This is a genomic window from Hydrogenophaga pseudoflava NBRC 102511, assembly GCF_001592285.1.
Lineage (GTDB): Bacteria > Pseudomonadota > Gammaproteobacteria > Burkholderiales > Burkholderiaceae_C > Hydrogenophaga > Hydrogenophaga pseudoflava.
In genome coordinates this window covers 135,436-159,730 of the sequence record NZ_BCWQ01000004.1, presented here as the reverse complement: position 1 = coordinate 159,730, position 24,295 = coordinate 135,436, and the positions used below count along the sequence as shown (strand labels likewise).

The window sequence follows — 24,295 nt, the reverse complement described above, 5'->3', positions numbered from 1 at the left end:
GGTCAGGCCCGACCAATGATGCTGGCAGTCGCCATCAGCTCTTCGAGCAAGGCCAGCGACACCTTGCCCGAGACCTGGTACGGGTCGAACTCGGGCCGCTCGGAGTACTTGAGAACGATGGAGGTGTTGAGCTTGGCCAGGTTGACCGTGCCCATGGTCCAGCCGCCGAAGCGGCGCTCGCTGATTTCCTCGTAGTGCAGCAGCGCCACGTCGGTGTGGCGCTTGTCGAGCACGATGTGGTTGTAGAGCGTGTTGACCGCGTCGCGCCCGCCCTCGATGGCTTGCAGGAAGATGCCGCCGCCGTAACACAGCACGCCGGTGATGCCGTGGTGGAGGTTGTGGGCGCGGGAGGTTTCGAGGATCGACTCCATGGACTTGGCGCAGTCCTTGTCGATCGCACGGCTGACGTAGAGCAGGCGTACCAGCATGGTGGCTTCCTCAGGATTTGCGGGGAATGAGGGAGAGGAATTCGCGGCGCAGGTTGGGGTCCTTGAGGAACACGCCGCGCATGACCGAGTTGATCATCTTGCTGTCCATGTCCTTCACGCCGCGCCAGGCCATGCAGTAGTGGCTGGCCTCCATGACGATGGCCAGGCCGTCGGGCTGGGTCTTCTCCTGGATCAGGTCGGCCAGCTGCACCACGGCCTCTTCCTGGATCTGCGGACGGCCCATGATCCACTCGGCCAGCCGCGCGTACTTCGAGAGGCCGATCACGTTGGTGTGTTCGTTGGGCATGACGCCGATCCAGATCTTGCCGATGACCGGGCAGAAGTGGTGGCTGCAGGCGCTGCGCACCGTGATCGGGCCGACGATCATCAGCTCGTTGAGGTGCTCGGCGTTGGGGAATTCGGTGACGCTCGGACCCTTGACGTAACGACCGTTGAAGACCTCCTTGAGGTACATCTTGGCCACGCGGCGCGCGGTGTCGCCGGTGTTGTGGTCGTTCTCGGTGTCGATCACCATGGCGTCGAGCACACCCTGCATCTTGACCGTCACCTCGTCCAGCAGCTTCTCCAGCTCGCCGGGTTCGATGAAGTCGGCGATGTTGTCGTTGGAGTGGAAGCGGTGGCGCGCGGCCTTCAGGCGCTCGCGGATCTTGACCGAGACGGGGGTGCCTTCACCGTCGTCCAGCTGTTCTGAATTGCTCATGGGTGTTCCGGATTTCATCAGCATCGGGCCATGCTAACACCGCACCCCCGGCCCACGGCCCCCAGGGGTTTCAGTACCGGTGGCCGGTCAGGAACAGCAGGGTCCGCATGGCCATGAAGGCGATCCGGTCCAGCAGGCGCTGGTGCCAGGGGCGGCTGTCCAGGGCCCGGGCGTCCAGTTTCTGTCCGGCGTGTTCCAGCAGCACGTCCAGTCGCTGGTGCAGCAGTTCGGCGAACCGCCGGTCGGTGGTCATGACGTTGGCCTCGCGCGCCAGCAGCAGGGACAGCGGGTCCAGATTGGTCGAACCGACCGTGGCCCAGGCGCGGTCCACCACCGCCACCTTGGCGTGCAGGGCGCTGGGCGCGTACTCGCGGATGTCGATGCCGGCGTCCACCAGCCGCTGGTAGACCGGGCGGGCCGCGCGGTACTGGAAGAAGTTCTCGTAGCGGCCCTGCATCATCAGCCGCACCCGCACCCCGCGGGCCGCCGCCATGGTCAGGGCCTTGCGCAGCTTGCGGCCGGGGATGAAATAGGCGTTGGCGATCACGATGTCGTGCCGGGCCGTGCCCAGGGCCTTGAGGTAGGCCCTTTCGATGTCGTGCCGGTGGCCCACGTTGTCGCGCAGCAGCAGGGTGGCCCGCGCGTCGTTGACACCCATCGGACCGTCGCTGACCAGCACCGAACTTCCGCTTTCGGCGTCGGTGTTGACCCGCGACCCGAAGCCGGTGTAGAGCTCGACCTTGCGCAGCAAGCGCGTGAAGTCGCCCACCGGCTGGGCTTCCTTGAACGCCTCCCAGGCGGCCCGGAACTCGCGCTCGCGCGCCTTGCGCACGGCCTGCAGCCGCCACCACAGCGTCTCCATGGTGTCCACCATGTCCTCCACCAGCGGCCCGGCCACGCGCAGCGCGAAATCGAGCCGCGGCACCTCCAGCCGGCCCAGCGACACGTCGTCGCGGTCGTCGATGATGTTGATGCCGCCACAGAATCCGACCAGCCCGTCGACCACACACAGCTTGCGGTGCAGGCGCCGCCAGCTGCTGGGAATCAGCAGACCCAGCCCGCCCAGCGGCGCATACACCCGCCAGCGCACGCCGGCCGCGGCAAAGCGGCGCTGCCACTCCTCTGGCACCCTGGGCGTGCCCACGCCATCGACCACCAGGCGCACCAGCACGCCGCGGCGGGCGGCGCGTTCCATCGCCTCGGCCACACTGAGCGCGGAGCCGGCGAATTCGAAGATGTAGGTTTCCAGGTGCACCACGCGCCGGGCCGCGTCCATCGCCTCGACCAGCGCGGGGAACAGCGCGTCGCCACCTTCGAGCAGCAGCAGCTGGTGGCCAGGTCTGGGCGGCGCCAAGGGCCTGTCGTCGGCCAAAGGGGGGTCGACAGGTCCGTCGGCTTTCACAGTTCCAGCTCGGCGATCAGCGGCAGGTGGTCGGACATGCGCGTCCAGGCCCGGCCGTGCGGCACATGCGCGCTCACCGGCCTGAGCCCGCGCATGTAGATGCGGTCCAGGTGCAGCATCGGCAGGCGCGCCGGGTAGGTCGGCAGCCGGATGCCGTCGAAGGTGCGCAGGTCCAGCGCCGCCATCGGCTTGAGCAGCTGGGCGCCCCAGTCGTTGAAGTCGCCGGCCACGATGAGTGGCGCGTCGGCCGGCACCTCACGGGCCACGTAGCGCCCCAGTCGCTGGACCTGGCGCTCGCGGCTGGCGTGGATGAGGCCGAAGTGAACCACCACCACATGCACCTCGCGCCCGTCGATCAGCAGGTGCACGTGCAGCAGGCCGCGCTGCTCGAAGCGGTGGTCGGACACATCCGAATGGCGGGTGTCCAACACCGGCCAGCGCGACAGCAGCGCGTTGCCGTGTTCGCCGTGGCGCGTCACGGCATTGGTGCGGTAGACCGACTCATAACCCTCGGGCGAGAGGTAGTCGGCCTGCTCCAGGTCGGGCCAGCGGGTGAAGTGCTTTTCCAGCTTGCGGTGGTGGCGCCGCACCTCCTGCAGGCAGACGATGTCGGCGTCGAACTGCTCCACCGCATGCGCCAGGTTGTGGATTTCCAGCCGGCGCACTGGCCCCAGGCCCTGAACGCCCTTGTGGATGTTGTAGGTCGCGACTCGCAGGATGCTCATATACGAATGATCGCACGCCAGCAACCCGCGCAAGCAGCGGAGCTTGGGGGCTTAGAAGCCGCCTTCCCGCACCAGCACAGATGCCACCTTGCGGAACACCCCCGCGGCCAGCGACTCGGCCTCGCCCTCGATGCGCACCCGGAACAGCGCGCCGCGCACCACGTGGCCCCGCCTGCGCCTCTTCGATGCAGGCATCCACCACCCAGCTGCGCCATCGGCTCGCGCGGCTTGACCCAGACGCCGGGCGCCGCTGACAGGTCTTCCTCCAGCCGCAGCAGGTTCAGCGGGGGCGCTGTGACGGCCGTCCCGAAGATTTGGCAAAACAACACAAGATCAGGCCTAGCCGAAGGTTGCAGAAAGCCTATCTTTCTGCTTGAAAGATGCGTGGCAACTGCAGGATGGCCTCCGCGTTGGAGAACGAGTAGCACCGGTCCGCCGCCTCCAGGCGGGGCAGCCAGACCTGCGCCCGGTGTTCCCGCGGGTTCAGCACCACCGGCCGCGCCTCGGGCACGCACAGACCGAACACCCGCTCGGTGTTCAGGACCACGCCGGGCGCATACCGGTGGCGCCACTGCGGATAGATCTCGTAGATGTTCTGCAGGCCCCAGTCGCTGAGCCGGTGACCTGGCGCGGACACATCCAGCCCGGTTTCTTCCGCCACCTCGCGCGCAGCAGTGGCTTCAAAAGGCTCGTCCCACGCATCCTTGGACCCGGTCACCGACTGCCAGAAACCCGGCGACTCGGCCCGCTCGATCAGCAGCACCTGCAGCGCCGGGGTGTGGATCACCACCAGCACCGACTCGGGGATCTTGTAGGGAGGAGAGGACGGCACGGTGGTTCGGTCGATGGCGCAAAAAAAGGCGCCCGCAGGCGCCCTTTCATCCTAGCCGAAGCCCTGTTCAGGCGGACTTGACCGCGTCCGGGTTGCGCAGGCGGATGTGCAGCTCGCGCAGCTGCTTCTCGTCCACCGGGCTGGGCGCCTGGGTCAACAGGCACTGGGCGCGCTGGGTCTTGGGGAAGGCGATCACGTCGCGGATCGACTCGGCGCCGGTCATCAGCGTGACGATGCGGTCCAGGCCGAAGGCCAGGCCGCCGTGCGGGGGGGCGCCGTACTGCAGCGCGTCCAGCAGGAAGCCGAACTTGAGCTGCGCCTCTTCGGGCGTGATCTTCAGCGCGTCGAACACCTTCTGCTGCACATCGGCACGGTGGATGCGGACCGAGCCGCCACCGATTTCCCAGCCGTTGAGCACCATGTCGTAGCCTTTGGCGATGCACTTCTCGGGCGCGGTGACCATCCAGTCCTCGTGGCCGTCCTTGGGTGCGGTGAAGGGGTGGTGCACGGCCGTCCAGCGGTCTTCTTCCTCATCGTGTTCGAACATCGGGAAGTCCACCACCCACATCGGCGCCCAGCGGTCCTCGAACAGGCCGTTCTTCTTGCCCAGTTCGCTGTGGCCGATCTTCAGGCGCAGCGCGCCGATGGCGTCGTTGACGATCTTGGCCTTGTCAGCGCCGAAGAAGATGATGTCGCCGTCCTGCGCACCAGTGCGCGAGAGGATCTCGGCAATCGCCTTGTCGTGCAGGTTCTTGACGATGGGCGACTGCAGGCCGTCCTTGCCCTTGGCCACTTCGTTGACCTTGATCCAGGCCAGGCCCTTGGCGCCGTAGATCTTGACGAACTCGGTGTAGGCGTCGATCTCGCTGCGGCTCATCTCGGCGCCGCCGCGCACGCACAGGGCGACCACGCGGCCGTTCTTCATGGTGGCGGGCGCGCTGAAGACCTTGAAGTCCACGTCGGCCATCACGTCGGTGAGCTCGGTGAACTCCATCTTCACGCGCAGGTCGGGCTTGTCGGAACCGTAGCGGTGCATGGCTTCGCCGTAGGCCATGACCGGGAACTCGCCCAGATCCACGTTCAGCACGTTCTGGAACACCGTCTTGATCATGCCCTGGAACATGTCGCGGATGTCCTGCTCGGTCAGGAACGAGGTCTCGATATCGATCTGGGTGAACTCGGGCTGGCGGTCGGCGCGCAGATCTTCGTCGCGGAAGCACTTGGTGATCTGGTAGTAGCGGTCGAATCCGGCCACCATCAGCAGTTGCTTGAACAGCTGAGGGCTTTGCGGCAGCGCGAAGAAGTGGCCGTCGTGCACGCGGCTGGGCACCAGGTAGTCGCGCGCGCCTTCGGGCGTGCTCTTGGTCAGCATCGGGGTTTCGATGTCGATGAAGCCGTTGGCGTCCAGGAACTTGCGCACTTCCATGGCCACGCGGTAACGCAGCATCAGGTTGTTCTGCATGTACGGGCGGCGCAGGTCGAGCACGCGGTGCGTGAGGCGCGTGGTCTCGCTCAGGTTGTCGTCGTCCAGCTGGAACGGCGGCGTGACCGAGGGGTTGAGCACCTTCAGCTCGTGACAGAGCACCTCGATCTGGCCGCTCTTGAGCTTGTCGTTGGTGGTGCCGGCGGGGCGGGCGCGCACCAGACCGGTGACCTGCACGCAGAATTCGTTGCGCACGTCTTCGGCGGTCTTGAACATGTCCGGGCGGTCCGGATCGCAGACCACCTGCACGTAGCCTTCGCGGTCGCGCAGATCGATGAAGATCACACCGCCATGGTCGCGGCGGCGGTTCACCCAGCCGCAGAGTTGCACGGTTTGCCCCAGCAGGGCTTCGGTCACCAGACCGCAATAGTGGGAACGCATGGCCATATCGGTTCTTCTTTCAGCAGGCGGGCTGCACAGCGGCAGCCCCGGGTATCAGGCGGTCGCGGAAGCGGTCGCCTTGAGGTTGGGGTTCTTGGGTCCACCGGGCACGATCACACCCATGGAGACGATGTAGGTCAGCGCTTCATCCACCGACATCTGCAGCTCCACGCAGTCGCGCGCGCGCACCATGACGAAGTAGCCGCCCGTGGGGTTGGGGGTGGTGGGCACGTAGACGCTGACGAAGTCTTCGTCGGCGGCACTGCCCGGCTTGGTACGCAGCTGCTGCAGCACCTCGCCCTGGGGCGTGCCCGTCAGAAACGCGATGGTCCACATGCCCTCCTGCGGCCACTGCACCAGCAGGGCCTTGCGGAAGGCATTGCCCTTCTCGGAGAACAGGGTGTCGGAGACCTGCTTGACGCCCGAGTAGATGGAGCGCACCACCGGAATGCGGTGCAGCAGGGCGTGCCACCAGTTCACCAACTGGTGGCCGATGATGTTGGACGCCAGGGCGCCGATGGAAAGCACCACCACCAGCGCAAAGATCACGCCCAGGCCGGGCACATGAAAGCCGAACAGCTGGTCCGGCTGCCAGGCACCGGGCAGGATGCGCAAGGTCTGGTCGAGCGTGGACACCACCCAGTCCAGCACCCAGAGGGTGATGATCAGGGGCACCAGGACCAGCAGGCCCGAGAACAGCCACTTGCGCAGGTTGGCCACAGGGAAGGTCTTTCCGTTTCGATCAGTGGCAGGCGCAGGAGCCGCCACAGGCGGCGGCTGGTGCGGCGCTGGCCGTTTCAGCCGGTTTCGAGTCGGTCGAGGACGCGGCTGCCGTGCCAGTGGCCGCGGCGGCCGAGCCACCTGAGCCGCCCTTGAAGTCGGTCGCGTACCAGCCCGAACCCTTGAGCTGGAAACCGGCGGCGGTCAGCTGTTTGCTGAACGTGGCGGCACCACAGGCCGGGCATTCCGTCAGCGGCGCGTCGGAGATTTTCTGCAGGACGTCCTTGGCATGGCCGCAGGACTCGCACTTGTAGGCATAGATCGGCATGGCGTGAACGGTGGAATGGTCCGGCGACCACAGCCCCAAGGGCCCGAAATGCACCGCAGCGGTGCAAAAACGGCAGGGCGCCGGGAAGTTGAACAAAACCCGTCATTATAGGTGGGGTACCCCACCCGCGCCTTCAAGGGCGGCCCGCCGGTCGGCCCCTCACCACAGGCGGATGCGCAGCATGACCTGGGTGACGATCAGCCCCAGCACGAAGCCGATGCCGCCGTAGATGATGTACTGCAGCAGGCGGTTGGTCCGCCGCTGCTCGGCCATCAGTTCGTCCAGTTCGGCACGCAGCTGGTGCGGCCGGTGCTGCAGGTAGTCCTGCAGCAGGCGCGGCAGGGCCGGGAGCAGCTTGGCGTACTGCGGCGCCTCGGCCTTGAGCTGCTGCAGCAGCTTCTGCGGCCCCACCTGCTCCAGCATCCACTTCTCCAGGAAGGGCTTGGCGGTGTTCCACAGATCCAGTTCGGGGTCCAGATCGCGGCCCAGACCCTCGATGTTGAGCAGGGTCTTCTGCAGCAGCACCAGCTGAGGCTGGATTTCGACATGGAAGCGGCGTGAGGTCTGGAACAGGCGCATCAGCACCATGCCCAGCGAGATCTCCTTGAGCGGCCGGTCGAAGTACGGTTCGCACACCGCCCGGATGGCCGACTCCAGCTCGTCCACCCGGGTGTCAGGCGGCACCCAGCCACTCTCGATGTGCAGTTCGGCCACGCGCTTGTAGTCGCGCCGGAAGAAGGCGGTGAAGTTCTGCGCCAGGTATTCCTTGTCGAACTCGGTCAGCGTGCCGACGATGCCGAAATCGAGCGAGATGTAACGACCGAAGGTGGCCGGGTCGACGCTGACCTGGATATTGCCCGGGTGCATGTCAGCGTGGAAAAACCCGTCGCGGAACACCTGGGTGAAGAAGATGGTCACACCATCGCGCGCCAGCTTGGGTATGTCCACGCCTTTCTGGCGCAGCTCGTCCACCCGGTTGATGGGCACCCCATGCATGCGCTCCATCACCATCACCTCGGTGTGGCAGTAGTCCCAGAACATCTCCGGAATCAGCACCAGATTGAGGCCCGCCATGTTGCGGCGCAGCTGGGCCGCGTTGGCGGCTTCCCGCAGCAGGTCCAGCTCGTCGTGCAGGTACTTGTCGAACTCTGCGACCACCTCCAGCGGCTTGAGCCGCTTGCCATCGGCCGAGAGCTTTTCGACCCAGCCGGCCATCATGCGCATCAGGCTCAGGTCTTTCTCGATCACCGGCAGCATGTTGGGCCGCAGCACCTTCACCGCCACCTCGCGCCCGCCGTGGCGTCCGTCCCGCAAGATGGCGAAGTGCACCTGGGCGATCGAGGCGCTGGCCACCGGTGTGTGGTCGAAATGGCTGAACACCGCATCCAGCGGCTTGCCAAAGGCGCGTTCGATGGTGGCCACGGCGATGGCACTGTCGAACGGCGGCACCCGGTCCTGCAAGCGCGCCAGTTCGTCGGCGATGTCGGACGGCAACAGGTCGCGCCGGGTCGAGAGCACCTGACCGAACTTGACGAAGATGGGCCCCAGGCGCTCCAGCGCCTCGCGCAGGCGCTGGCCGCGCGGGGCATCCAGGTTGCGACCAACCGACACAATGCGCGTCAGCAGCCGGATGCCTGGCCGCTGGAAACTGGACAACACCAGCTCGTCCAGGCCGTGGCGCAGCACCACCCAGACGATGAACAAGCCGCGGAACAACCGCGTCATGCCGAGCGTCCGTCGCTGTGACCCGGTTCGGTCGGCGAACGGCGACCGACGAATGCCTTGATGCCGGCCACCGCCGACTTGGCGCCACCCACCAGAGTGTGCGCAGCGGCGTCACCGACCAGCCGCGACAGGTCTTCCTCGACGTCCCAGCGCACGTTGTCCACCAGCCAGGCCACCTCGGCCGCCAGCTGCACATCGCCCTGGATGTCGACATTCGGTCGCTCGCCGCCCAGCACCTGCTGGGCCAGGGCGAAAGGCGAGGTCTGGGTCACGGTCACGTGCAGTTCGGGTTGCCGGTCGCCAGCCGGCCGCTCCAGCAGGCCGGCGGCGGTGGGAGCGAGCGTGAGGTGGAAGTCGCCCCAGGCCACGCGCACCGGCTTGCCCAACTGGCGGCGCAGACGCTGCTGCGCCTGGGGTTCCTGCATCAGGACGTGGTTGAGGAACAGCACCACCCGGTTCTGGACCTCGTCCACCACCCATTCGGGCGGCCGGACACTGCCCAGCAGGGACTGGAGCATGCCCAAAGGAGAACGGGAACTGGTCGAATGGTTGGGGGATTCACTGTTCATGATCCCCCGATTCTGACGGATAACCGTGCCGCCTTTTACCGCAGCGCCTGCACCCCGGCCACCAGCCAGCCAGCATCCCCGGACTTGGGGCGGGTGATGTTCCAGATCTCCCGGAACGGGTTCGGGCCAGCCGACGGGTCCTCGCGGATCAGACCGGAGAACTCGACGCTCGCCAGGTAGGCTTCGTCCTGCTCCTCCAGACCGAGCAACTGCGCTTCCAGCATGACCACCTCGGTCTTGTTCGGGGCGGCACCGGCGCGCTCGCGCTCGGCCAGCTGGGTCTGGATCTCGGCCAACATGCCGCCGGTCATCATGGCGCGCAGGCTGGCAATGTCGGAGCGGTCCCAGGCGTCCTGGAGATTCACGAAGTTCGTCTTGGACGCCCGCAGGAAGCTTTCGGCATCAAACCCTCCGGCATTCTGGCCAGCCGGTTCGGGCGGACGCGGAGCATCCGCCAGAGATTCCCAGGGCCGCGCCGACGCGTCGTTGCCCACGTTCTTGGGGCTGTATCCCCGGGGCGCCGACACCGCGCCGTCCGGCCCCACCCCTGCCAGCAGGCCGGGCGCTCCGGTCGTGGACTCGTTGCGGCGCAGCGTCTTGCGCTGCGCACGGCGCCCCCCAAGCAAATCCGACCACCACCGAGCTTCCATGACGCTGTCCTCCTCTTGTCCCCGTCATCAACACTTGATACCGACGTGGAGTGCCACCACCCCCGCGCTGAGGTTGTGCACGTCCACATGACCAAAGCCCACCGACTTCATCAGCTGGCGCAGTTCCTCCTGCCCGGGATGCATGCGGATCGACTCCGCCAGGTACTGGTAGCTGTGGGCATCGCCCGCCACCATCTGACCCAGCTTCGGCAACACGTTGAACGAATACCAGTCATAAGCCTTTTCCAACGGCTTGGCGACGCGGGAAAACTCCAACACCAGCAATCTGCCCCCCGGCTTGAGGACGCGGCGCATCTCCGACAGGGCCTGGTCTTTGTGCGTCATGTTGCGCAAACCGAAGGCGACCGAAACGAAATCGAAGCTGTTGTCGGCAAATGGCAGCTTCTCGGCGTCGCAGACCATGGTCGGCAGCACCAGGCCTTCATCAAGCAGGCGATTGCGGCCTTCGCGCAACATGGCCTCGTTGATGTCGGTGTGCACCACCCGGCCGGTCGGGCCCACGCGCCGGGCAAATGCACGCGAGAGGTCGCCGGTGCCGCCCGCGATGTCCAGCACCTGCTGGCCCGGTTGCGGGTTGGCCACGGTGATGGTGTAGCGCTTCCAGATGCGGTGCAGGCCGGCCGACATGAGGTCGTTCATCACGTCGTACTTGGGCGCGACCGAATCGAACACGCTGCGCACGTGTTTCGCCTTCTCCTGTTCGTCGACGGTCTGGAAGCCGAAATGGGTCGTGGCCATGGAATGGGTCTCCGTCGGGGTCAGTGGCTGCCGCAGGCGTGCCCGCCCTTTTCCGGCATCGGTGCATCGCGGTCCACCCCCGCGGCCTGAAGCCGCTGGTGGTAATCGTTCCAGAGTTGTTCCTGCTGCGATCCCAGGAAATACAGGTAATCCCAGGCGTAGATCCCGGAATCATGGCCATCCGAGAAGGTGGGCTGCACCGCGTAGTTGCCCACTGGCTCCAGCGCCACCAGGGTCACATCGCGCTTGCCGGTCTGCAGCGTTTCCTGTCCAGGCCCGTGGCCCTGCACCTCGGCCGAAGGCGAGTAGACGCGCATCAGCTCGAACGGGATGCGGAAGTGCGCACCGTCGGAAAACGCCACCTCCAGCACGCGCGAGGCGCTGTGCACGGTGATGTCCTGCGGCGTCGGGGTGTCCTTGTTGAGTCCAGCCATGGGGGCCTCCAATGTGTTCAGACCAGCACGCGCTCGATACCGCCCTGGTTCGCTTTCTCGACGTATTCGGGCAACCAGTTCTCGCCCAGGATCTGGCGCGCCATTTCGACCACGATGTAGTCGGCCTCCAGCAGGCCGTTCTGCAGGTCGTCGGTGTAGCGGGACAGCCCCTGGAGGCAGCTGGGGCAGGACGTGAGCATCTTGACGTTGGCTTTTTCGCCCACCGTACCCGCCGCGCGCAGAGCCGCTTCACCCTTTCGGATTTCCTCTTCTTTTCGGAAGCGCACCTGGGTCGAGATGTCGGGGCGGCTCACGCCCAGCGTGCCGCTCTCACCGCAGCAGCGCTCGCTCTTGATCACGCCATCGCCCACCAGTGCCTTGACGGTCTTCAGGGAATCCTGGATCTTCATCGGGTTGTGGCAGGGCTCGTGGTACAGGTAGCCCCCCTGCCCGGCCGGCAAGGTAATGCCCTTCTCCAGCAGGTACTCGTGGATGTCGATGATGCGGCAGCCGGGGAAAATTTCCTCAAACTTGTAGCCCTGCAGCTGGTCGTAGCACGTGCCGCAGGAGACCACCACCGTCTTGATGTCCAGGTAATTCAGCGTGTTGGCCACACGGTGGAACAGCACCCGGTTGTCGGTGATCATCTTCTCGGCCTTGTCGTACTGGCCCGAGCCGCGCTGCGGGTAGCCGCAGCACAGGTACCCCGGCGGCAGAACGGTCTGAACACCCGCGTGCCACAACATGGCCTGGGTCGCCAGACCGACCTGGCTGAACAGGCGCTCCGAACCACAACCCGGAAAGTAAAACACCGCCTCGGTCTCGCTGGTCGTGCCTTGCGGGTTGCGAATGATCGGAACGTAGTCCTTGTCCTCGATGTCCAGCAGCGCGCGCGCCGTCTTCTTGGGCAGGCCACCCGGCATCTTCTTGTTGATGAAGTGGATTACCTGCTCCTTGACCGGCGCTGGCCCCAGGCTGGCCGGCGGCGCATTGGTCTGCGCCCGTGCGGCGGGCTTGAGCAGGTTGTTGGCCAGGCGCTGGGCCTTGAAACCCACGTCCACCATGGCCGAGCGCATGAACTTGATGGTCTCGGGGTTGGTGGCGTTGAGGAAGAACATGGCCGCCGCGTTGCCCGGCCTCCAGCTCTTCTGGCCCATCTTGCGCAGCAGGTTGCGCATGTTCATCGACACGTCGCCGAAGTCGATCTTCACCGGACAGGGCGTGTAGCACTTGTGGCACACCGTGCAGTGGTCGGCCACGTCTTCGAACTCTTCCCAGTGCTTGATGCTGATGCCGCGGCGCGTCTGCTCTTCATACAGGAAAGCCTCGATCAGCAGCGAGGTCGCCAGGATCTTGTTGCGCGGGCTATAGAGCAGGTTGGCGCGCGGCACGTGGGTGGCGCAGACAGGCTTGCACTTGCCGCAGCGCAGGCAGTCCTTGACCGAATCGGCGATCGCGCCGATGTCGCTCTGCTGCATGATCAGCGACTCGTGGCCCATCAGGCCGAACGAGGGCGTATAGGCATTGGCCAGATCGGCCTGGCGCACGCTGGCATCGCGCGCCACCAGGACCTGGTGCGCGGCACCGCGCAGCAGCTTGCCCTTGTTGAAGCGACCCTCGGGATCGACCTTGGCCTTGTATTCGGCGAACGGGCTCAGCTCGTCGTCGGTCAGGAATTCGAGCTTGGTGATGCCGATGCCGTGCTCACCCGAAATCACGCCGTCCAGGCTGCGCGCCAGCACCATGATGCGGGCCACCGCCTCGTGTGCGGTCTGCAGCATTTCGTAGTCGTCGCTGTTGACCGGGATGTTGGTGTGCACGTTGCCGTCGCCGGCGTGCATGTGCAGCGCCACCCAGACGCGACCCTTGAGCACACGCTTGTGGATGGCATTGCACTCCGCCAGGATGGGGCCGAAAGCCGCGCCGCTGAAGATCTGCTGAAGCGGAGTGCGGATCTGCGTCTTCCAGCTCGCGCGCAGCGAGTGGTCCTGCAGCTGAGGGAACAAAGTGTCGACGTCGCGCAGCCAGCCAGCCCACAGGTCGCGCACCTCGCGCACCATCGCAAGCGCCTGCTGCACGCGGTCTTCCAGCAGCTCGGCGTTGGGCAGGTCGTTGGCGTCGTCGGTCTTGCCCAGCGGCAGGCTGCCCCGGGCAAAGAAGGCCTCCAGCGCATCGCACAGCTTGAGCTTGTTGCGCAGCGAGAGCTCGATGTTGATGCGCTCAATGCCCAGGGTGTACTCGCCCATGCGCGGCAGCGGGATCACCACGTCTTCGTTGATCTTGAAGGCGTTGGTGTGCTTGCTGATGGCCGCGGTGCGCTTGCGGTCGAGCCAGAACTTCTTGCGCGCTTCATAGCTGATGGCGATGAAACCCTCGCCGCTGCGGCCGTTGGCCAAGCGGATCACCTCGCTGGTGGCGCGCGCCACGGCATCAGCGTCGTCACCCACGATGTCGCCGATCAGGACCATCTTGGGCAGGGTGCCGCGCTTGCTCTTGGTCGCGTAACCCACGGCCTTGAGGTAGCGGTCGTCCAGATGCTCCAGGCCGGCCAGCAGGGTGCCGCTGCGCTTCTGCTCGGCAAACATGAAGTCCTTGATCTCGACGATCGAGGGCACGCCATCCTTGGGGTTGCCGAAGAACTCCAGGCACACGGTGCGTGTGTGCTCGGGCATGCGGTGCACCACCCAGCGGCCGCTGGTGATCAGGCCGTCGCAGCCTTCCTTCTGGATGCCCGGCAGGCCGCTGAGGAACTTGTCGGTCACATCCTTGCCCAAGCCTTCCTTGCGGAAGGTCCGGCCCGGAATGGCCAGCTGTTCGGTGCGCAGCGGTGTCTTGCCGTCGGCGGCGAAGTACTTGAGTTCGAAGGTCGCGACCTCGGCGTCGTGGATCTTGCCCAGGTTGTGGTCCAGGCGAGTCACCTCGAGCCACTCGGCCTGCGGCGTCACCATGCGCCAGCTCACCAGATTGTCCAGTGCCGTGCCCCAGAGCACGGCCTTCTTGCCACCGGCGTTCATGGCGATGTTGCCGCCCACGCAGGAGGCCTCGGCCGAGGTCGGGTCCACCGCAAACACATAGCCGGCGCGTTCGGCCGCATCGGCCACGCGCTGGGTGACCACACCGGCCTCGGTCCACACCGTGGCCACGGGTTGCACATGACCCGGAATCGAGACATGCTCGACCTCGGTCATGGCTTCGAGCTTCTCGGTGTTGATGACCACGCTCTTCCAGGTCAGCGGGATGGCGCCCCCGGTGTAGCCGGTGCCGCCCCCGCGCGGGATGATGGTCAGGCCCAGCTCGACACAGCCCTTGACCAGGTGCGCCATCTCGGCCTCTGTGTCGGGCGTGAGCACGACGAAGGGGTACTCCACGCGCCAGTCGGTCGCGTCGGTAACGTGCGACACGCGCGAGAGGCCGTCAAACTTGATGTTGTCCTTGGCGGTCAGCTTGCGCAGCACCTTGTTCGTGCGCTGGCGCAGTTCGGCCATCTCTTCAAAAGAGCGGGCAAACGACTCGACTGCGGCCCTGGCTGCGGCCAGCAGCTGACCCACCGACTCGTCACGCCCCGGGTCGTCCTGCGGCGTGCGGCGCTTCTGCACCTCGCCCAGACGGTGGTGCAGGGCATAAACGAGCGCCGAGCGGCGCTTGGGGTTGTCGAGCAGGTCGTCCTGCAGGTAGGGGTTGCGCTGCACGACCCAGATGTCGCCCAGCACCTCGTACAGCATGCGGGCAGAGCGGCCGGTGCGCCGCTCGCCGCGCAGTTCGTCCAGCAGCGCCCAGGCCCGGGAGCCCAACAACCGCATCACGATTTCACGATCCGAGAACGACGTGTAGTTGTAGGGGATCTCGCGCAAACGGGGTGATTCGTCTGCAGCGGTTTCCAGAAGCGGAAGCGGCGTGGGGGCGTTCATGAGGGAAATGGGCCAGCAAACGGAGCTGAGCCAAGGATGGTACCGCAGCGCAACATGCGCGACACCGTCTCATGGAAAGCCCTTGTTGTCACCTTTCGGAAAGAAAGCTGCAATGCCTTGGTCACATTCGTTGCCTAGGCTGGCTTTTTTTGTGTCATCGAAACCGTTCCCAACCTACAGGAGACCCACCATGCCCATGCGCCAACATCTCTCCACACTCACCGCCGCGCTGCTTGTGTTCGGCTTCAGCAGCAACGCCCAGGCACAGACTGAAATCCAGTGGTGGCATTCGATGACCGGCGGCCTGAACGACTGGGTCACGGACCTGGCCAATGGTTTCAATGCCAGCCAGAAAGACTACAAGGTGATCCCCACCTACAAGGGGACCTACGACGAAACCATGCCGGCCGCCGTGGCCGCCTTCCGGGCCGGCAATGCGCCCCACATCCTGCAGGTCTATGAAGTGGGCACGGCCACGATGATGTCAGCCAAGAGCGCGATCGTGCCCGTGGGCAAGGTGCTGGCCGACGCGGGCTACAAGTTCAACCCCCAGGCCTACATCCCGGCCGTCGTCGGCTACTACACCGCGCCCAACGGCCAGATGCTCAGCTTTCCGCTGAACAGTTCCACGACGGTCTTCAACTACAACAAGGATGCCTTCCGCAAGGCCGGCCTCGACCCGGAGAAGCCGCCTCAGACCTGGCCCGAAGTGGTGCTGGCCGCAGCCAAGCTCAAAGCCGCCGGCGTCAGCTGCCCGTTCACCACCAGCTGGCAGGGCTGGACGCAGCTGGAAAGCTTCTCGACCTGGCACAACACCGAGTTCGCCACCAAGGGCAACGGATTCGGTGGCACCAGCGCACGCCTGAACTTCAACAGTCCGCTGCATGTGCGCCACATCGAGAACCTGGCCAACATGGCCAAACAGGGCCTGTTCGTCTACCGCGGCCGCGGCAATGCGGCGGATGCGCCGTTCTATTCGGGTGAATGCGCGATGGCCACAGCGTCTTCATCGACCTACGCCACCATCAAGAAGAACGCCAAGTTCGATTTCGGCATTGCCCCTCTGCCTTACTACCCGGACGTCGCGGGTGCCCCGCAGAACACCGTGATCGGCGGCGCTTCGCTGTGGGTGATGGCGGGCAAGAAGCCGGACGAGTACAAAGGCGTGGCCGCCTTCTTCAACTACCTGACGAACGCCGAGATCCAGGCCAAGAGCCACCAGCGCACCGGCTATCTGCCCATCACCATGGCCTCCTTCGAAGCCACCGAGAAGTCCGGTTTCTACAAGCAGAACCCCGGAACCGACGTGGCGGTGAACCAGATGATCCGCAAAACCACCGACAAGTCGCGCGGCATCCGACTGGGCAACTTCGTGCAGATCCGCGCGATCGAGGACGAGGAACTCGAGCAGGTGTGGGCGGGCAAGAAGACCGCCAAGGAAGCCCTGGACAGCGCCGTCAAGCGCGGCAACGAGCTGCTGGTGCGCTTCGAGGCCGCCAACAAATAAGCGCAAGCTCGGCGAGCCCGCGGACGGCATGGCAGTGCCGCCGCTGGCCGCCGTTGTGCGGCATCGCCTGCCTGATCCAGTCCACCTCGTCCGACAACCCGAATGGCCTCAGAAAAACGCGTCGTTTTCCGCTCCCGCTGGCTGCCGTGGGTACTGCTCGCGCCCCAGGTCTCGGTCATTCTCGTGTTCTTCTTCTGGCCGGCCGGCCAGGCCTTGCTGCAATCGTTCCAGCAATCCGATGCCTTCGGGACTTCGACGGAGTGGGTCGGCCTGCAGAACTTCGCCAACCTGCTCGAGGACGACACCTACCTGGCATCGTTCAAGACCACGGCCATCTTTTCGGTGCTGGTGGCCGGGCTGGGCATCGGCATCTCGCTTGTGCTGGCCGTGTTTGCCGACCGGGTTGTCAAGGCCACGCTGATCTACCGGACCCTGCTGATCTGGCCCTACGCGGTGGCTCCCGCCGTGGCCGGTGTGCTGTGGCTGTTCATGCTCGCGCCCTCCATCGGCGTCGTGTCCCACGCGCTGCGCGCCCTCGGCATCGAGTGGAACAGCCTGCTCAACAGCAACCACGCCATGATCCTGATCGTGCTGGCGGCCGTCTGGAAGCAGATCTCCTACAACTTCCTGTTCTTCCTCGCAGGTCTGCAGAGCATTCCCAAATCGCTCATCGAGGCCGCCGCCATCGACGGTGCGCACCCCTGGCGGCGCTTCTGGACCATCCAGTTCCCGCTGCTCTCGCCCACCACCTTCTTCCTGTTCGTGATCAACGTGGTGTATGCCTTCTTCGACACTTTCGCCATCGTGGATGCGGCGACCCAGGGCGGTCCCGGCAAGGACACCGCGATCCTGGTCTACAAGGTGTACTACGACGGCTTCAAGGCCCTGGACCTGGGCGGCTCGGCCGCCCAGTCGGTCGTGCTGATGGCGATCGTGATCGCCCTGACGGTGATCCAGTTCCGCTTCGTCGAAAAGAAAGTGCAGTACTGACATGATCGAACGCCGCCCTGGCCTGACCTTTCTGTCGCACGCCGTTCTGATCCTCGGCATCTCGGTGGTCTGCTTTCCGCTCTACCTCACCTTCGTGGCATCGACCCAGACCGCTCAGGAGATCATCCACGCCCCCATGTCCCTGCTGCCAGGCAGTCACCTGATCGAAAACTACGTTGCGGCGCTGCAAGGGTCGGGCATGGGAGCGGCCTCCAACGCCCCGGTGGGCCGGATGATGATGGTGAGCCTGATCACCGCCCTGGTGATCGCCGTGGGCAAGATCGCGATCTCGCTGCTCTCGGCCTTCGCCATTGTCTACTTCCGGTTCCCGTTCCGCATGCTGTTCTTCTGGTGCATCTTCGTCACCTTGATGCTGCCGGTGGAGGTCCGCATCGGCCCGACTTACGCGGTCGTCGCCAACCTGGGCATGCTCAATTCCTACGCAGGCCTGACCGTGCCGCTGATTGCGTCGGCCACCGCCACCTTCCTGTTCCGCCAGTTCTTTCTGACCGTGCCCGACGAGCTGGTCGAGGCCGCGCGCATAGACGGCGCTGGCCCGATGCGCTTTTTCAAGGACGTGCTGATGCCGCTGTCGGCGACCTCGATCGCGGCCCTGTTCGTCATCCAGTTCATCTACGGCTGGAACCAGTATCTGTGGCCACTGCTGGTGACCACCGAGGAAAACATGTACCCGGTCGTCATCGGGATCAAACGCATGATCAGCGGTGGGGACGCGGCCACCGACTGGAATATCGTGATGGCCACCGCCGTGCTGGCCATGATTCCGCCGGCACTGGTCGTCATCCTCATGCAGAAATGGTTCGTCAAGGGCCTGGTCGACACCGAAAAATAAGCACCCTCATGGCTTCCCTCTCCTTCCGAAACGTCGTCAAGCAATACCACCAGGGAAAACAGTCGCTGCAGGTGATCCACGGTGTCAACGCCGAGATCACCGACGGTGAATTCATCGTCATCGTCGGCCCCTCGGGCTGCGGCAAGTCGACGCTGCTGCGCATGGTGGCCGGGCTCGAAGAAATCAGCGGTGGCGAGATCCGCATCGGCGAGCGCGTGGTCAACCAGCTCGAACCCGCCGACCGCGACATCGCCATGGTGTTCCAGAACTACGCGCTCTACCCGCACATGAGCGTGTTCGAGAACATGGCGTACGGGCTGAAGATCAAGAAGCTGCCGGCCGCCGAGATCCGCCAGCGCGTGGACAAGGCCGCCGCCATCCTCGAACTCGGTCACCTGCTGGACCGCAAACCGCGCCAGCTCTCGGGCGGGCAGCGCCAGCGCGTCGCCATGGGCCGCGCCATCGTACGCCAGCCCCAGGTGTTCCTGTTCGACGAACCGCTGTCCAACCTCGACGCCAAGCTGCGCGCCCAGACCCGGCTGGAGATCCAGAAGCTGCACCGCGAGCTGGGCATCACCTCGCTGTTCGTCACCCACGACCAGGTCGAGGCGATGACGCTGGCCCAGCGCATGATCGTGATGAACGCCGGCCGCATGGAGCAGTTCGGCACGCCCGAAGAAGTCTACTCCCGCCCCGCCACCACCTTCGTCGCCAGCTTCATGGGATCGCCCCCGATGAACCTGCTGAACAACGCGCCTGGGGGGCGGCCGGGCTGCACCATGGGCATCCGCCCCGAACACATCGATCTCGCGCAGGAAGGCTGGAGCCTGCAGGTGGAGACGGTGGAATTGCTCGGTGCCGAGCGACTGATCCACGCCCGCCTGGGCGACGAGGCGCTGATCATCCGCACCCACGAGGACCAGGGCGCCCCCGAAGTCGGCAGCACGGTGGTGGCGCGCCCGCGCGAGGACCGGCTGCACTGGTTCGACCAGCAGACTGGAGCACGCCTGTGAAGGACACCCCCACACACTGGCCCTACCCGCGCTGGATCGCCCACCGCGGCGCCGGCAAGCTGGCCCCGGAAAACACCTTGGCCGCGTTCCGCCTGGGCGCGCAGCATGGCTACCGCATGGCCGAGTGCGACGCCAAGCTCAGCGCCGATGGCCAGGTCTTTCTGCTGCACGACGACACGCTGGACCGGACCACCGACGGCCAAGGGATCGCCGGCCACCAGCCCTGGGCGGAACTGAGCCTGCTCGATGCAGGCAGCTGGCACTCGCGCCAGTACGCGGGCGAGCGCCTGCCCACGCTGGAGGGCGTGGCGCGGTTCTGCCGCGCCAATGCCTTCCTGCTCAACATAGAAATCAAGCCCACACCGGGGCTGGAGGAAGAAACCGGGCGGGTCGTCGCGCGGGAAGCAGCCCGTCTATGGGCGGACGCCCCCATCCCGCCGCTGCTGACCTCGTTCCAGCCGCAGGCGCTGGCTGGCGCCGTCGAAAGCGCACCCGAGCTGCCCAGAGGACTGCTGCTGGAGACCCTGTGGGACGGCTGGCTGGAGATGGCGCAGCGGATGGGCTGCGTGGCCGTCGTCTGCGACCAGGTGCTCTGGACTTCCGAGGTGATGGCCACCGTGCACGGCCGCCAGATGCGCGCCCTGGCCTACACGGTGAACGAGCCGCAGGAAGCCGAACGGCTCTGGGGACTGGGCATCGACGGCCTGATCACCGACCGGGTCGACCTGTTCGCGCCCGACTGACCGGGTGGCGCCTGGTCAGCGCCTGCGCAGCCACCAGCCCAGCGAACCCTGGGCCAGCACCAGCGCGGTGTAGCTGAGCATCTTGCCGTCCCTGCCGAAGAGGACCAGCCCGGCCAGCAACACCGCCACCCCCAGCGCGCAGAGCGCCATCAGTTCGTGGCGGGCGCCCCACCGCCCCGCCCGCGCCTTCGGCCAGATCCGGGGCATGCCCCACAGCAACAAGGCCACCCCGATGGCCGGGGCGATGAAGTTGGCAAGGTGCCCGATCAGGGCCAGAAACGACATGGGTGGTGAAATCCGTCCGGGCAGAGGCGGCGAATTTTATAATCGCGGCCATGTCTGTCTGGGCGCTCGGCATCAACCACCACACGGCTCCGCTTGATTTGCGGGGCCGTTTCGCGTTCGCGCTCGACCAGATCCAGCCCACGCTGCACGGCTACCGCAGCAGTCTGGCGCGTCAGCCCGAGGCCACGCTGCTGTCCACCTGCAACCGCACCGAGCTGTACGCCGCGGGCGAACAGTCAGCCGTGGAGCCCACGCTGGAATGGCTCGCACAGACCGGTGGTGTCAGCACCCATGTGCTGAAAGACCACGCCTACATCCTGCGCGAAGGCGAGGCCGCGCGCCACGCCTTCCGCGTCGCCAGCGGCCTGGACAGCATGGTGCTGGGCGAGGCGCAGATCCTGGGACAGATGAAGGACGCGGTGCGTGCCGCCGACGAGGCCGGAGCCCTGGGCACCACGTTGCACCAGCTGTTCCAGCGCTCCTTCGCAGTGGCCAAGCAGGTGCGCACCTCCACCGAGATCGGTGCCCACTCGATCAGCATGACCGCCGCCGCCGTGCGCCTGGCCAGCCAGCTGTTCGAAGACCTGAAGGACATCAAGGTGCTGTTCGTCGGCGCCGGCGAGATGATCGAACTGGCCGCCACGCACTTCGCGGCCAAGACACCCAAGAGCATGGCCATCGCCAACCGCACGCTCGAACGCGGCGAGACCTTGGCCAGCCGCTTCGGCGCCCAGGTCATGCGCCTGGCCGACATTCCCGAGCGCCTGCACGAGTTCGACGCCGTGGTCAGCTGCACCGCCAGCACCCTGCCCATCATCGGCCTGGGCGCGGTCGAACGCGCGCTGAAGAAGCGCAAGCACCGCCCCATGTTCATGGTCGACCTGGCCGTGCCGCGCGACATCGAGATCGAGGTCAAGGGCCTGTCCGACGTGTACCTCTACACCGTGGACGATCTGGCCAGCGTGGTGCAGACCGGCAAGGAAAACCGCCAGGCGGCCGTGGCCCAGGCCGAGGCCATCATCGACGCAGGCGTGCTCAGCTTCATGCACTGGCTCGACCAGCGCGACCCGGCCAAGGGTGGCGTGGTGCCCCTGATCCAGCAGATCAACGCCCAGGCCGACGCCTGGCGCGCCGCCGAACTGGCCCGTGCGAAGAAGCTGCTGGCCAAGGGCGAGCCGGTCGAGAACGTGCTCGAAGCCCTGTCCAAGGGACTGACGCAGAAGATGCTGCACGGCACCCTGGCCGAGCTGCACGCCGGCGACGCCGAGACCCGCGCCGCGACGGCGCAGACCGTCTCGCGCCTGTTCCTGCGCGAAAAGTCCTAGCGACGCCGCCCGGCGCCCTCGGGCGCCCTGCACGGTCCGCCGGCCCCGTGCACCCCTTGCCGCCGTCGCTTCTTGTCCGCTCCCGCATGAAACCCTTCGTCCGCGACACCCTGCTGCGCCAGAAAGCCCGCCTGCACGAGCTGGACGCCCTGCTCTCCGCTCCCGACGTGGTGAGCGACCTCGAGCGCTTCCGCACCCTCAGCCGCGAACACGCCGACGCCTCCGTCATCGGCGAGGCCTTCGACCGCCACCAGCAGCGCGAGGCCGATCTGGCTGCGGCGCAGGAGATGCTGGCCGACCCCGACATGGCCGAGATGGCACAGGAAGAGATTGAGGCGGCCCAAGCCGACCTCGAACGCCTGGACCAGGAGTTGCAGCACCTGCTGCTGCCCAGGGACCCGGACGATGAACGCCCGGCCTTCGTGGAAATCCGTGCCGGCACCGGCGGCGACGAGTCGGCCCTGTTCGCGGGCGACCTGGCCCGCATGTACACCCGCTACGCCGACAGCCAGGGCTGGACCACCGAGATCGTGAGCGAGTCGCCCAGCGAACTCGGCGGCTACAAGGAGTTGGTGCTGCGCATCGCCGGACGCGGCCCAGGCGCCAACGTCTACGGGCAGCTGCGCTTCGAGTCCGGCGGCCACCGCGTGCAGCGCGTGCCCGCGACCGAAACCCAGGGCCGTATCCACACCAGCGCCGCCACCGTGGCCGTGATGCCCGAGCCCGACGAGGCCGAGGCCATCAAACTCAACCCGGCTGATCTGCGCATCGACACCTTCCGCGCCAGCGGTGCGGGCGGTCAGCACATCAACAAGACCGACTCCGCCGTGCGCGTGGTGCACCTGCCCACTGGCATCGTGGCCGAATGCCAGGACGGCCGCAGCCAGCATAACAACAAGGCCAAGGCGCTGCAGGTGCTGCAGGCGCGCATCCAGGAAAAGGAACGCAGCGAGCGCGCGGCCAAGGAAGCCGCCACCCGCAAGGGCCTGGTCGGCAGCGGCGACCGCAGCGACCGCATCCGCACCTACAACTTCCCGCAGGGTCGGCTGACCGACCACCGCATCAACCTCACGCTCTACAAGCTGCTGCAGGTGATGGAGGGCGACCTGGGCGACGTGATCCACGCGCTGCAGGTGGCGCGTGGTGCCGAGCTGCTGGCCGACCTGGAACAGCAGAACAGCCGATGAACACGCTGCAAGACGCCCTGCGGCAGGCCGCCACCGCCAGCCTGGACCGGCTGGATGCCCAGATGCTGCTGCTGCACGCCCTGGGCCGTTCGCCGCACGACAGGGCCTGGCTGATCGCGCACGACAGCGACCCGCTGCCACCGGAAGCGGCGGCTCGCTGGCAGGCGCTGCAGCAGCGCCGCCGGGCGGGCGAGCCGGTGGCCTATCTGCTGGGTGAAAAGGAATTTGGCGGACTCACGCTGAAGGTCGATGCTCGCGTGCTGGTGCCGCGCCCGGACACCGAGGTGCTGGTGGACTGGGCCCTGGACGCACTGCCAAAGCCCGGTGGTGCCGAACCTCCCCGCCTGCTGGACCTGGGCACCGGCAGCGGCGCCATCGCGCTGACGGTCGCCGCCCGCCGCCCGGACGCACAGATCAGCGCCACCGACGCCAGCGCCGACGCCCTGGCGGTCGCGCAGGCCAATGCCCAACGGCTGAACCTGCCGCTGCGCTTCGCCCAAGGCGCCTGGCTGGCGGCGGTGCCGGGCGAGCGCTTTGATGTGATCGCCAGCAACCCTCCCTATATCGCCGAAGGCGACCACCACCTGGTCGCCCTCAGCCACGAACCCCTCACCGCCCTGACCGCCGGCCCCGACGGACTGGACGACATCCGCCAGATCGTGGCGCAGGCCCCCGGCGCGCTGCGCCCCGGTGGCTGGCTGCTGCTCGAGCATGGCCACGACCAGGCCGCCGCCGTGCGGGAACTGCTGGGCACCCAGGGGTTCGAAGAAGTCTGCAGCCGGACCGATCTGGCGGGCATTGAACGCTGCAGCGGCGGCCGCTGGCCCGGCTTGCGATAATCCACCATCGGCCGGCAGCTTCCGGCGCCCTCAACGAACCGACACAGGACAAGCCCATGAGCGACGTGCAAACCCAGATCGACCAACTGGTCAAATCCAACGACATCGTGCTGTTCATGAAGGGCAGCGCCAGTTTCCCCATGTGCGGCTTCTCCGGCCGCGCGATCCAGATCCTCAAGGCCTGCGGCGTGGACACCAAGGCGCTCAAGACCGTCAACGTGCTGGAAGACGACGGCATCCGCCAGGGCATCAAGGAATACAGCAACTGGCCCACCATCCCCCAGCTCTACGTCAAGGGCGAATTCATCGGTGGCTCGGACATCATGATGGAGATGTACGAGTCGGGCGAACTGCAGAAAACCATCTCCGGCCAGGCCTGACCTGCCAAGCCCCTCGCAAAGCCACCTTCGGGTGGCTTTGTGCTTTGCGGGGTGCGATCCTTCACGGTGAGTGGCAACCACAGGGCTTTTCCGACGTTGAGCAGTGGC

At 66.2% G+C, this 24,295-nt stretch carries 24 protein-coding genes and 1 pseudogene; 9 read left to right on the top strand and 16 right to left on the bottom strand.

Going from position 1 to position 24,295, the window contains the following annotated elements:
- Nucleotides 1–2: 2 nt before the first annotated feature.
- From HPS01S_RS06995 to HPS01S_RS06930, 15 genes and pseudogenes are all read right to left on the bottom strand, one after another.
- Nucleotides 3–428: a BLUF domain-containing protein gene (locus HPS01S_RS06995; RefSeq protein ID WP_066153054.1), complete on the bottom strand. Its 426-nt coding sequence runs from the start codon at nt 426–428 to the stop codon at nt 3–5.
- 10 nt (nt 429–438) lie between these two features.
- Nucleotides 439–1,173, bottom strand: coding sequence for a GTP cyclohydrolase I (gene folE / locus HPS01S_RS06990; RefSeq protein WP_066153051.1), 735 nt, complete (start codon nt 1,171–1,173; stop codon nt 439–441).
- Nucleotides 1,174–1,219: 46 nt separating this feature from the next.
- Nucleotides 1,220–2,503, bottom strand: a complete 1,284-nt coding sequence (gene clsB / locus HPS01S_RS06985) for a cardiolipin synthase ClsB (RefSeq protein WP_066153423.1) — start codon at nt 2,501–2,503, stop codon at nt 1,220–1,222.
- 44 nt (nt 2,504–2,547) lie between these two features.
- Nucleotides 2,548–3,276: an endonuclease/exonuclease/phosphatase family protein gene (locus tag HPS01S_RS06980; protein WP_066153048.1), complete on the bottom strand. Its 729-nt coding sequence runs from the start codon at nt 3,274–3,276 to the stop codon at nt 2,548–2,550.
- Between the two features lie 51 nt (nt 3,277–3,327).
- Nucleotides 3,328–3,471 carry a hypothetical protein gene (locus HPS01S_RS21745; protein ID WP_157576127.1) on the bottom strand — a complete coding sequence of 48 codons (144 nt, stop codon included), beginning with the start codon at nt 3,469–3,471 and terminating at the stop codon, nt 3,328–3,330.
- A gap of 166 nt (nt 3,472–3,637) precedes the next feature.
- Nucleotides 3,638–4,108 carry a dihydroneopterin triphosphate diphosphatase gene (gene nudB, locus HPS01S_RS06975; RefSeq protein ID WP_066153045.1) on the bottom strand — a complete coding sequence of 157 codons (471 nt, stop codon included), beginning with the start codon at nt 4,106–4,108 and terminating at the stop codon, nt 3,638–3,640.
- Nucleotides 4,109–4,175: 67 nt separating this feature from the next.
- Nucleotides 4,176–5,978 (bottom strand): aspartate--tRNA ligase, encoded by a 1,803-nt coding sequence (aspS, locus tag HPS01S_RS06970; protein WP_066153043.1) that lies wholly within the window; start codon nt 5,976–5,978, stop codon nt 4,176–4,178.
- 48 nt (nt 5,979–6,026) lie between these two features.
- Nucleotides 6,027–6,692 (bottom strand): DUF502 domain-containing protein, encoded by a 666-nt coding sequence (locus HPS01S_RS06965; protein WP_066153040.1) that lies wholly within the window; start codon nt 6,690–6,692, stop codon nt 6,027–6,029.
- 22 nt (nt 6,693–6,714) lie between these two features.
- Nucleotides 6,715–7,020 (bottom strand): FmdB family zinc ribbon protein, encoded by a 306-nt coding sequence (locus tag HPS01S_RS06960; protein ID WP_066153037.1) that lies wholly within the window; start codon nt 7,018–7,020, stop codon nt 6,715–6,717.
- 159 nt (nt 7,021–7,179) lie between these two features.
- Nucleotides 7,180–8,745, bottom strand: a complete 1,566-nt coding sequence (ubiB, locus tag HPS01S_RS06955; protein ID WP_066153034.1) for a ubiquinone biosynthesis regulatory protein kinase UbiB — start codon at nt 8,743–8,745, stop codon at nt 7,180–7,182.
- Entirely contained in the window at nt 8,742–9,263 is a 522-nt protein-coding gene (locus HPS01S_RS06950) for a ubiquinone biosynthesis accessory factor UbiJ (protein WP_066153031.1), read from the bottom strand. The genes ubiB and HPS01S_RS06950 overlap by 4 nt, the downstream gene beginning before the upstream one ends.
- An 86-nt stretch (nt 9,264–9,349) precedes the next feature.
- Nucleotides 9,350–9,883 (bottom strand): annotated as a pseudogene (locus HPS01S_RS06945) (Tim44 domain-containing protein); the annotation flags it as partial.
- 108 nt (nt 9,884–9,991) lie between these two features.
- Nucleotides 9,992–10,723 (bottom strand): bifunctional demethylmenaquinone methyltransferase/2-methoxy-6-polyprenyl-1,4-benzoquinol methylase UbiE, encoded by a 732-nt coding sequence (gene ubiE / locus HPS01S_RS06940; protein ID WP_066153025.1) that lies wholly within the window; start codon nt 10,721–10,723, stop codon nt 9,992–9,994.
- 20 nt (nt 10,724–10,743) lie between these two features.
- A complete protein-coding gene (locus HPS01S_RS06935; RefSeq protein ID WP_066153022.1) occupies nt 10,744–11,157 on the bottom strand; it encodes a gamma-butyrobetaine hydroxylase family protein in 414 nt (137 codons plus the stop codon).
- 17 nt (nt 11,158–11,174) lie between these two features.
- Nucleotides 11,175–15,065, bottom strand: coding sequence for a DUF3683 domain-containing protein (locus HPS01S_RS06930; protein ID WP_066153019.1), 3,891 nt, complete (start codon nt 15,063–15,065; stop codon nt 11,175–11,177).
- A gap of 196 nt (nt 15,066–15,261) precedes the next feature.
- Between HPS01S_RS06930 and ugpB the strand changes: the two genes are divergently transcribed.
- The 5 genes from ugpB (at nt 15,262) to ugpQ (ending at nt 20,171) form a co-directional block, all read left to right on the top strand.
- A complete protein-coding gene (ugpB, locus tag HPS01S_RS06925) occupies nt 15,262–16,572 on the top strand; it encodes a sn-glycerol-3-phosphate ABC transporter substrate-binding protein UgpB (RefSeq protein WP_255284178.1) in 1,311 nt (436 codons plus the stop codon).
- Between the two features lie 102 nt (nt 16,573–16,674).
- Nucleotides 16,675–17,562: a sn-glycerol-3-phosphate ABC transporter permease UgpA gene (gene ugpA / locus HPS01S_RS06920; RefSeq protein WP_066153014.1), complete on the top strand. Its 888-nt coding sequence runs from the start codon at nt 16,675–16,677 to the stop codon at nt 17,560–17,562.
- Between the two features lies 1 nt (nt 17,563).
- On the top strand, nt 17,564–18,415 hold the full coding sequence (ugpE, locus tag HPS01S_RS06915; protein WP_066153011.1) for a sn-glycerol-3-phosphate ABC transporter permease UgpE: 852 nt from the start codon (nt 17,564–17,566) through the stop codon (nt 18,413–18,415).
- Between the two features lie 8 nt (nt 18,416–18,423).
- A complete protein-coding gene (locus HPS01S_RS06910; RefSeq protein ID WP_066153008.1) occupies nt 18,424–19,428 on the top strand; it encodes a sn-glycerol-3-phosphate import ATP-binding protein UgpC in 1,005 nt (334 codons plus the stop codon).
- Complete coding sequence (gene ugpQ, locus HPS01S_RS06905; RefSeq protein ID WP_066153005.1) at nt 19,425–20,171, top strand: glycerophosphodiester phosphodiesterase; 747 nt, start codon at nt 19,425–19,427, stop codon at nt 20,169–20,171. The genes HPS01S_RS06910 and ugpQ overlap by 4 nt, the downstream gene beginning before the upstream one ends.
- A gap of 15 nt (nt 20,172–20,186) precedes the next feature.
- Here the strand turns inward: ugpQ and HPS01S_RS06900 are convergent, their stop codons facing one another.
- Nucleotides 20,187–20,456 (bottom strand): hypothetical protein, encoded by a 270-nt coding sequence (locus tag HPS01S_RS06900; RefSeq protein WP_066153002.1) that lies wholly within the window; start codon nt 20,454–20,456, stop codon nt 20,187–20,189.
- Between the two features lie 50 nt (nt 20,457–20,506).
- Here HPS01S_RS06900 and hemA point away from each other — a divergent pair, with 50 nt between their 5' ends.
- From hemA to grxD, 4 genes are all read left to right on the top strand, one after another.
- A complete protein-coding gene (hemA, locus tag HPS01S_RS06895) occupies nt 20,507–21,781 on the top strand; it encodes a glutamyl-tRNA reductase (protein ID WP_066152999.1) in 1,275 nt (424 codons plus the stop codon).
- Nucleotides 21,782–21,867: 86 nt separating this feature from the next.
- Nucleotides 21,868–22,968 (top strand): peptide chain release factor 1, encoded by a 1,101-nt coding sequence (gene prfA, locus HPS01S_RS06890; protein ID WP_066152996.1) that lies wholly within the window; start codon nt 21,868–21,870, stop codon nt 22,966–22,968.
- On the top strand, nt 22,965–23,807 hold the full coding sequence (prmC, locus tag HPS01S_RS06885) for a peptide chain release factor N(5)-glutamine methyltransferase (RefSeq protein WP_066152994.1): 843 nt from the start codon (nt 22,965–22,967) through the stop codon (nt 23,805–23,807). Before prfA ends, prmC begins: the two co-directional genes overlap by 4 nt.
- Before the next feature lie 56 nt (nt 23,808–23,863).
- Entirely contained in the window at nt 23,864–24,187 is a 324-nt protein-coding gene (gene grxD / locus HPS01S_RS06880) for a Grx4 family monothiol glutaredoxin (RefSeq protein WP_066152991.1), read from the top strand.
- Nucleotides 24,188–24,295: the final 108 nt, after the last annotated feature.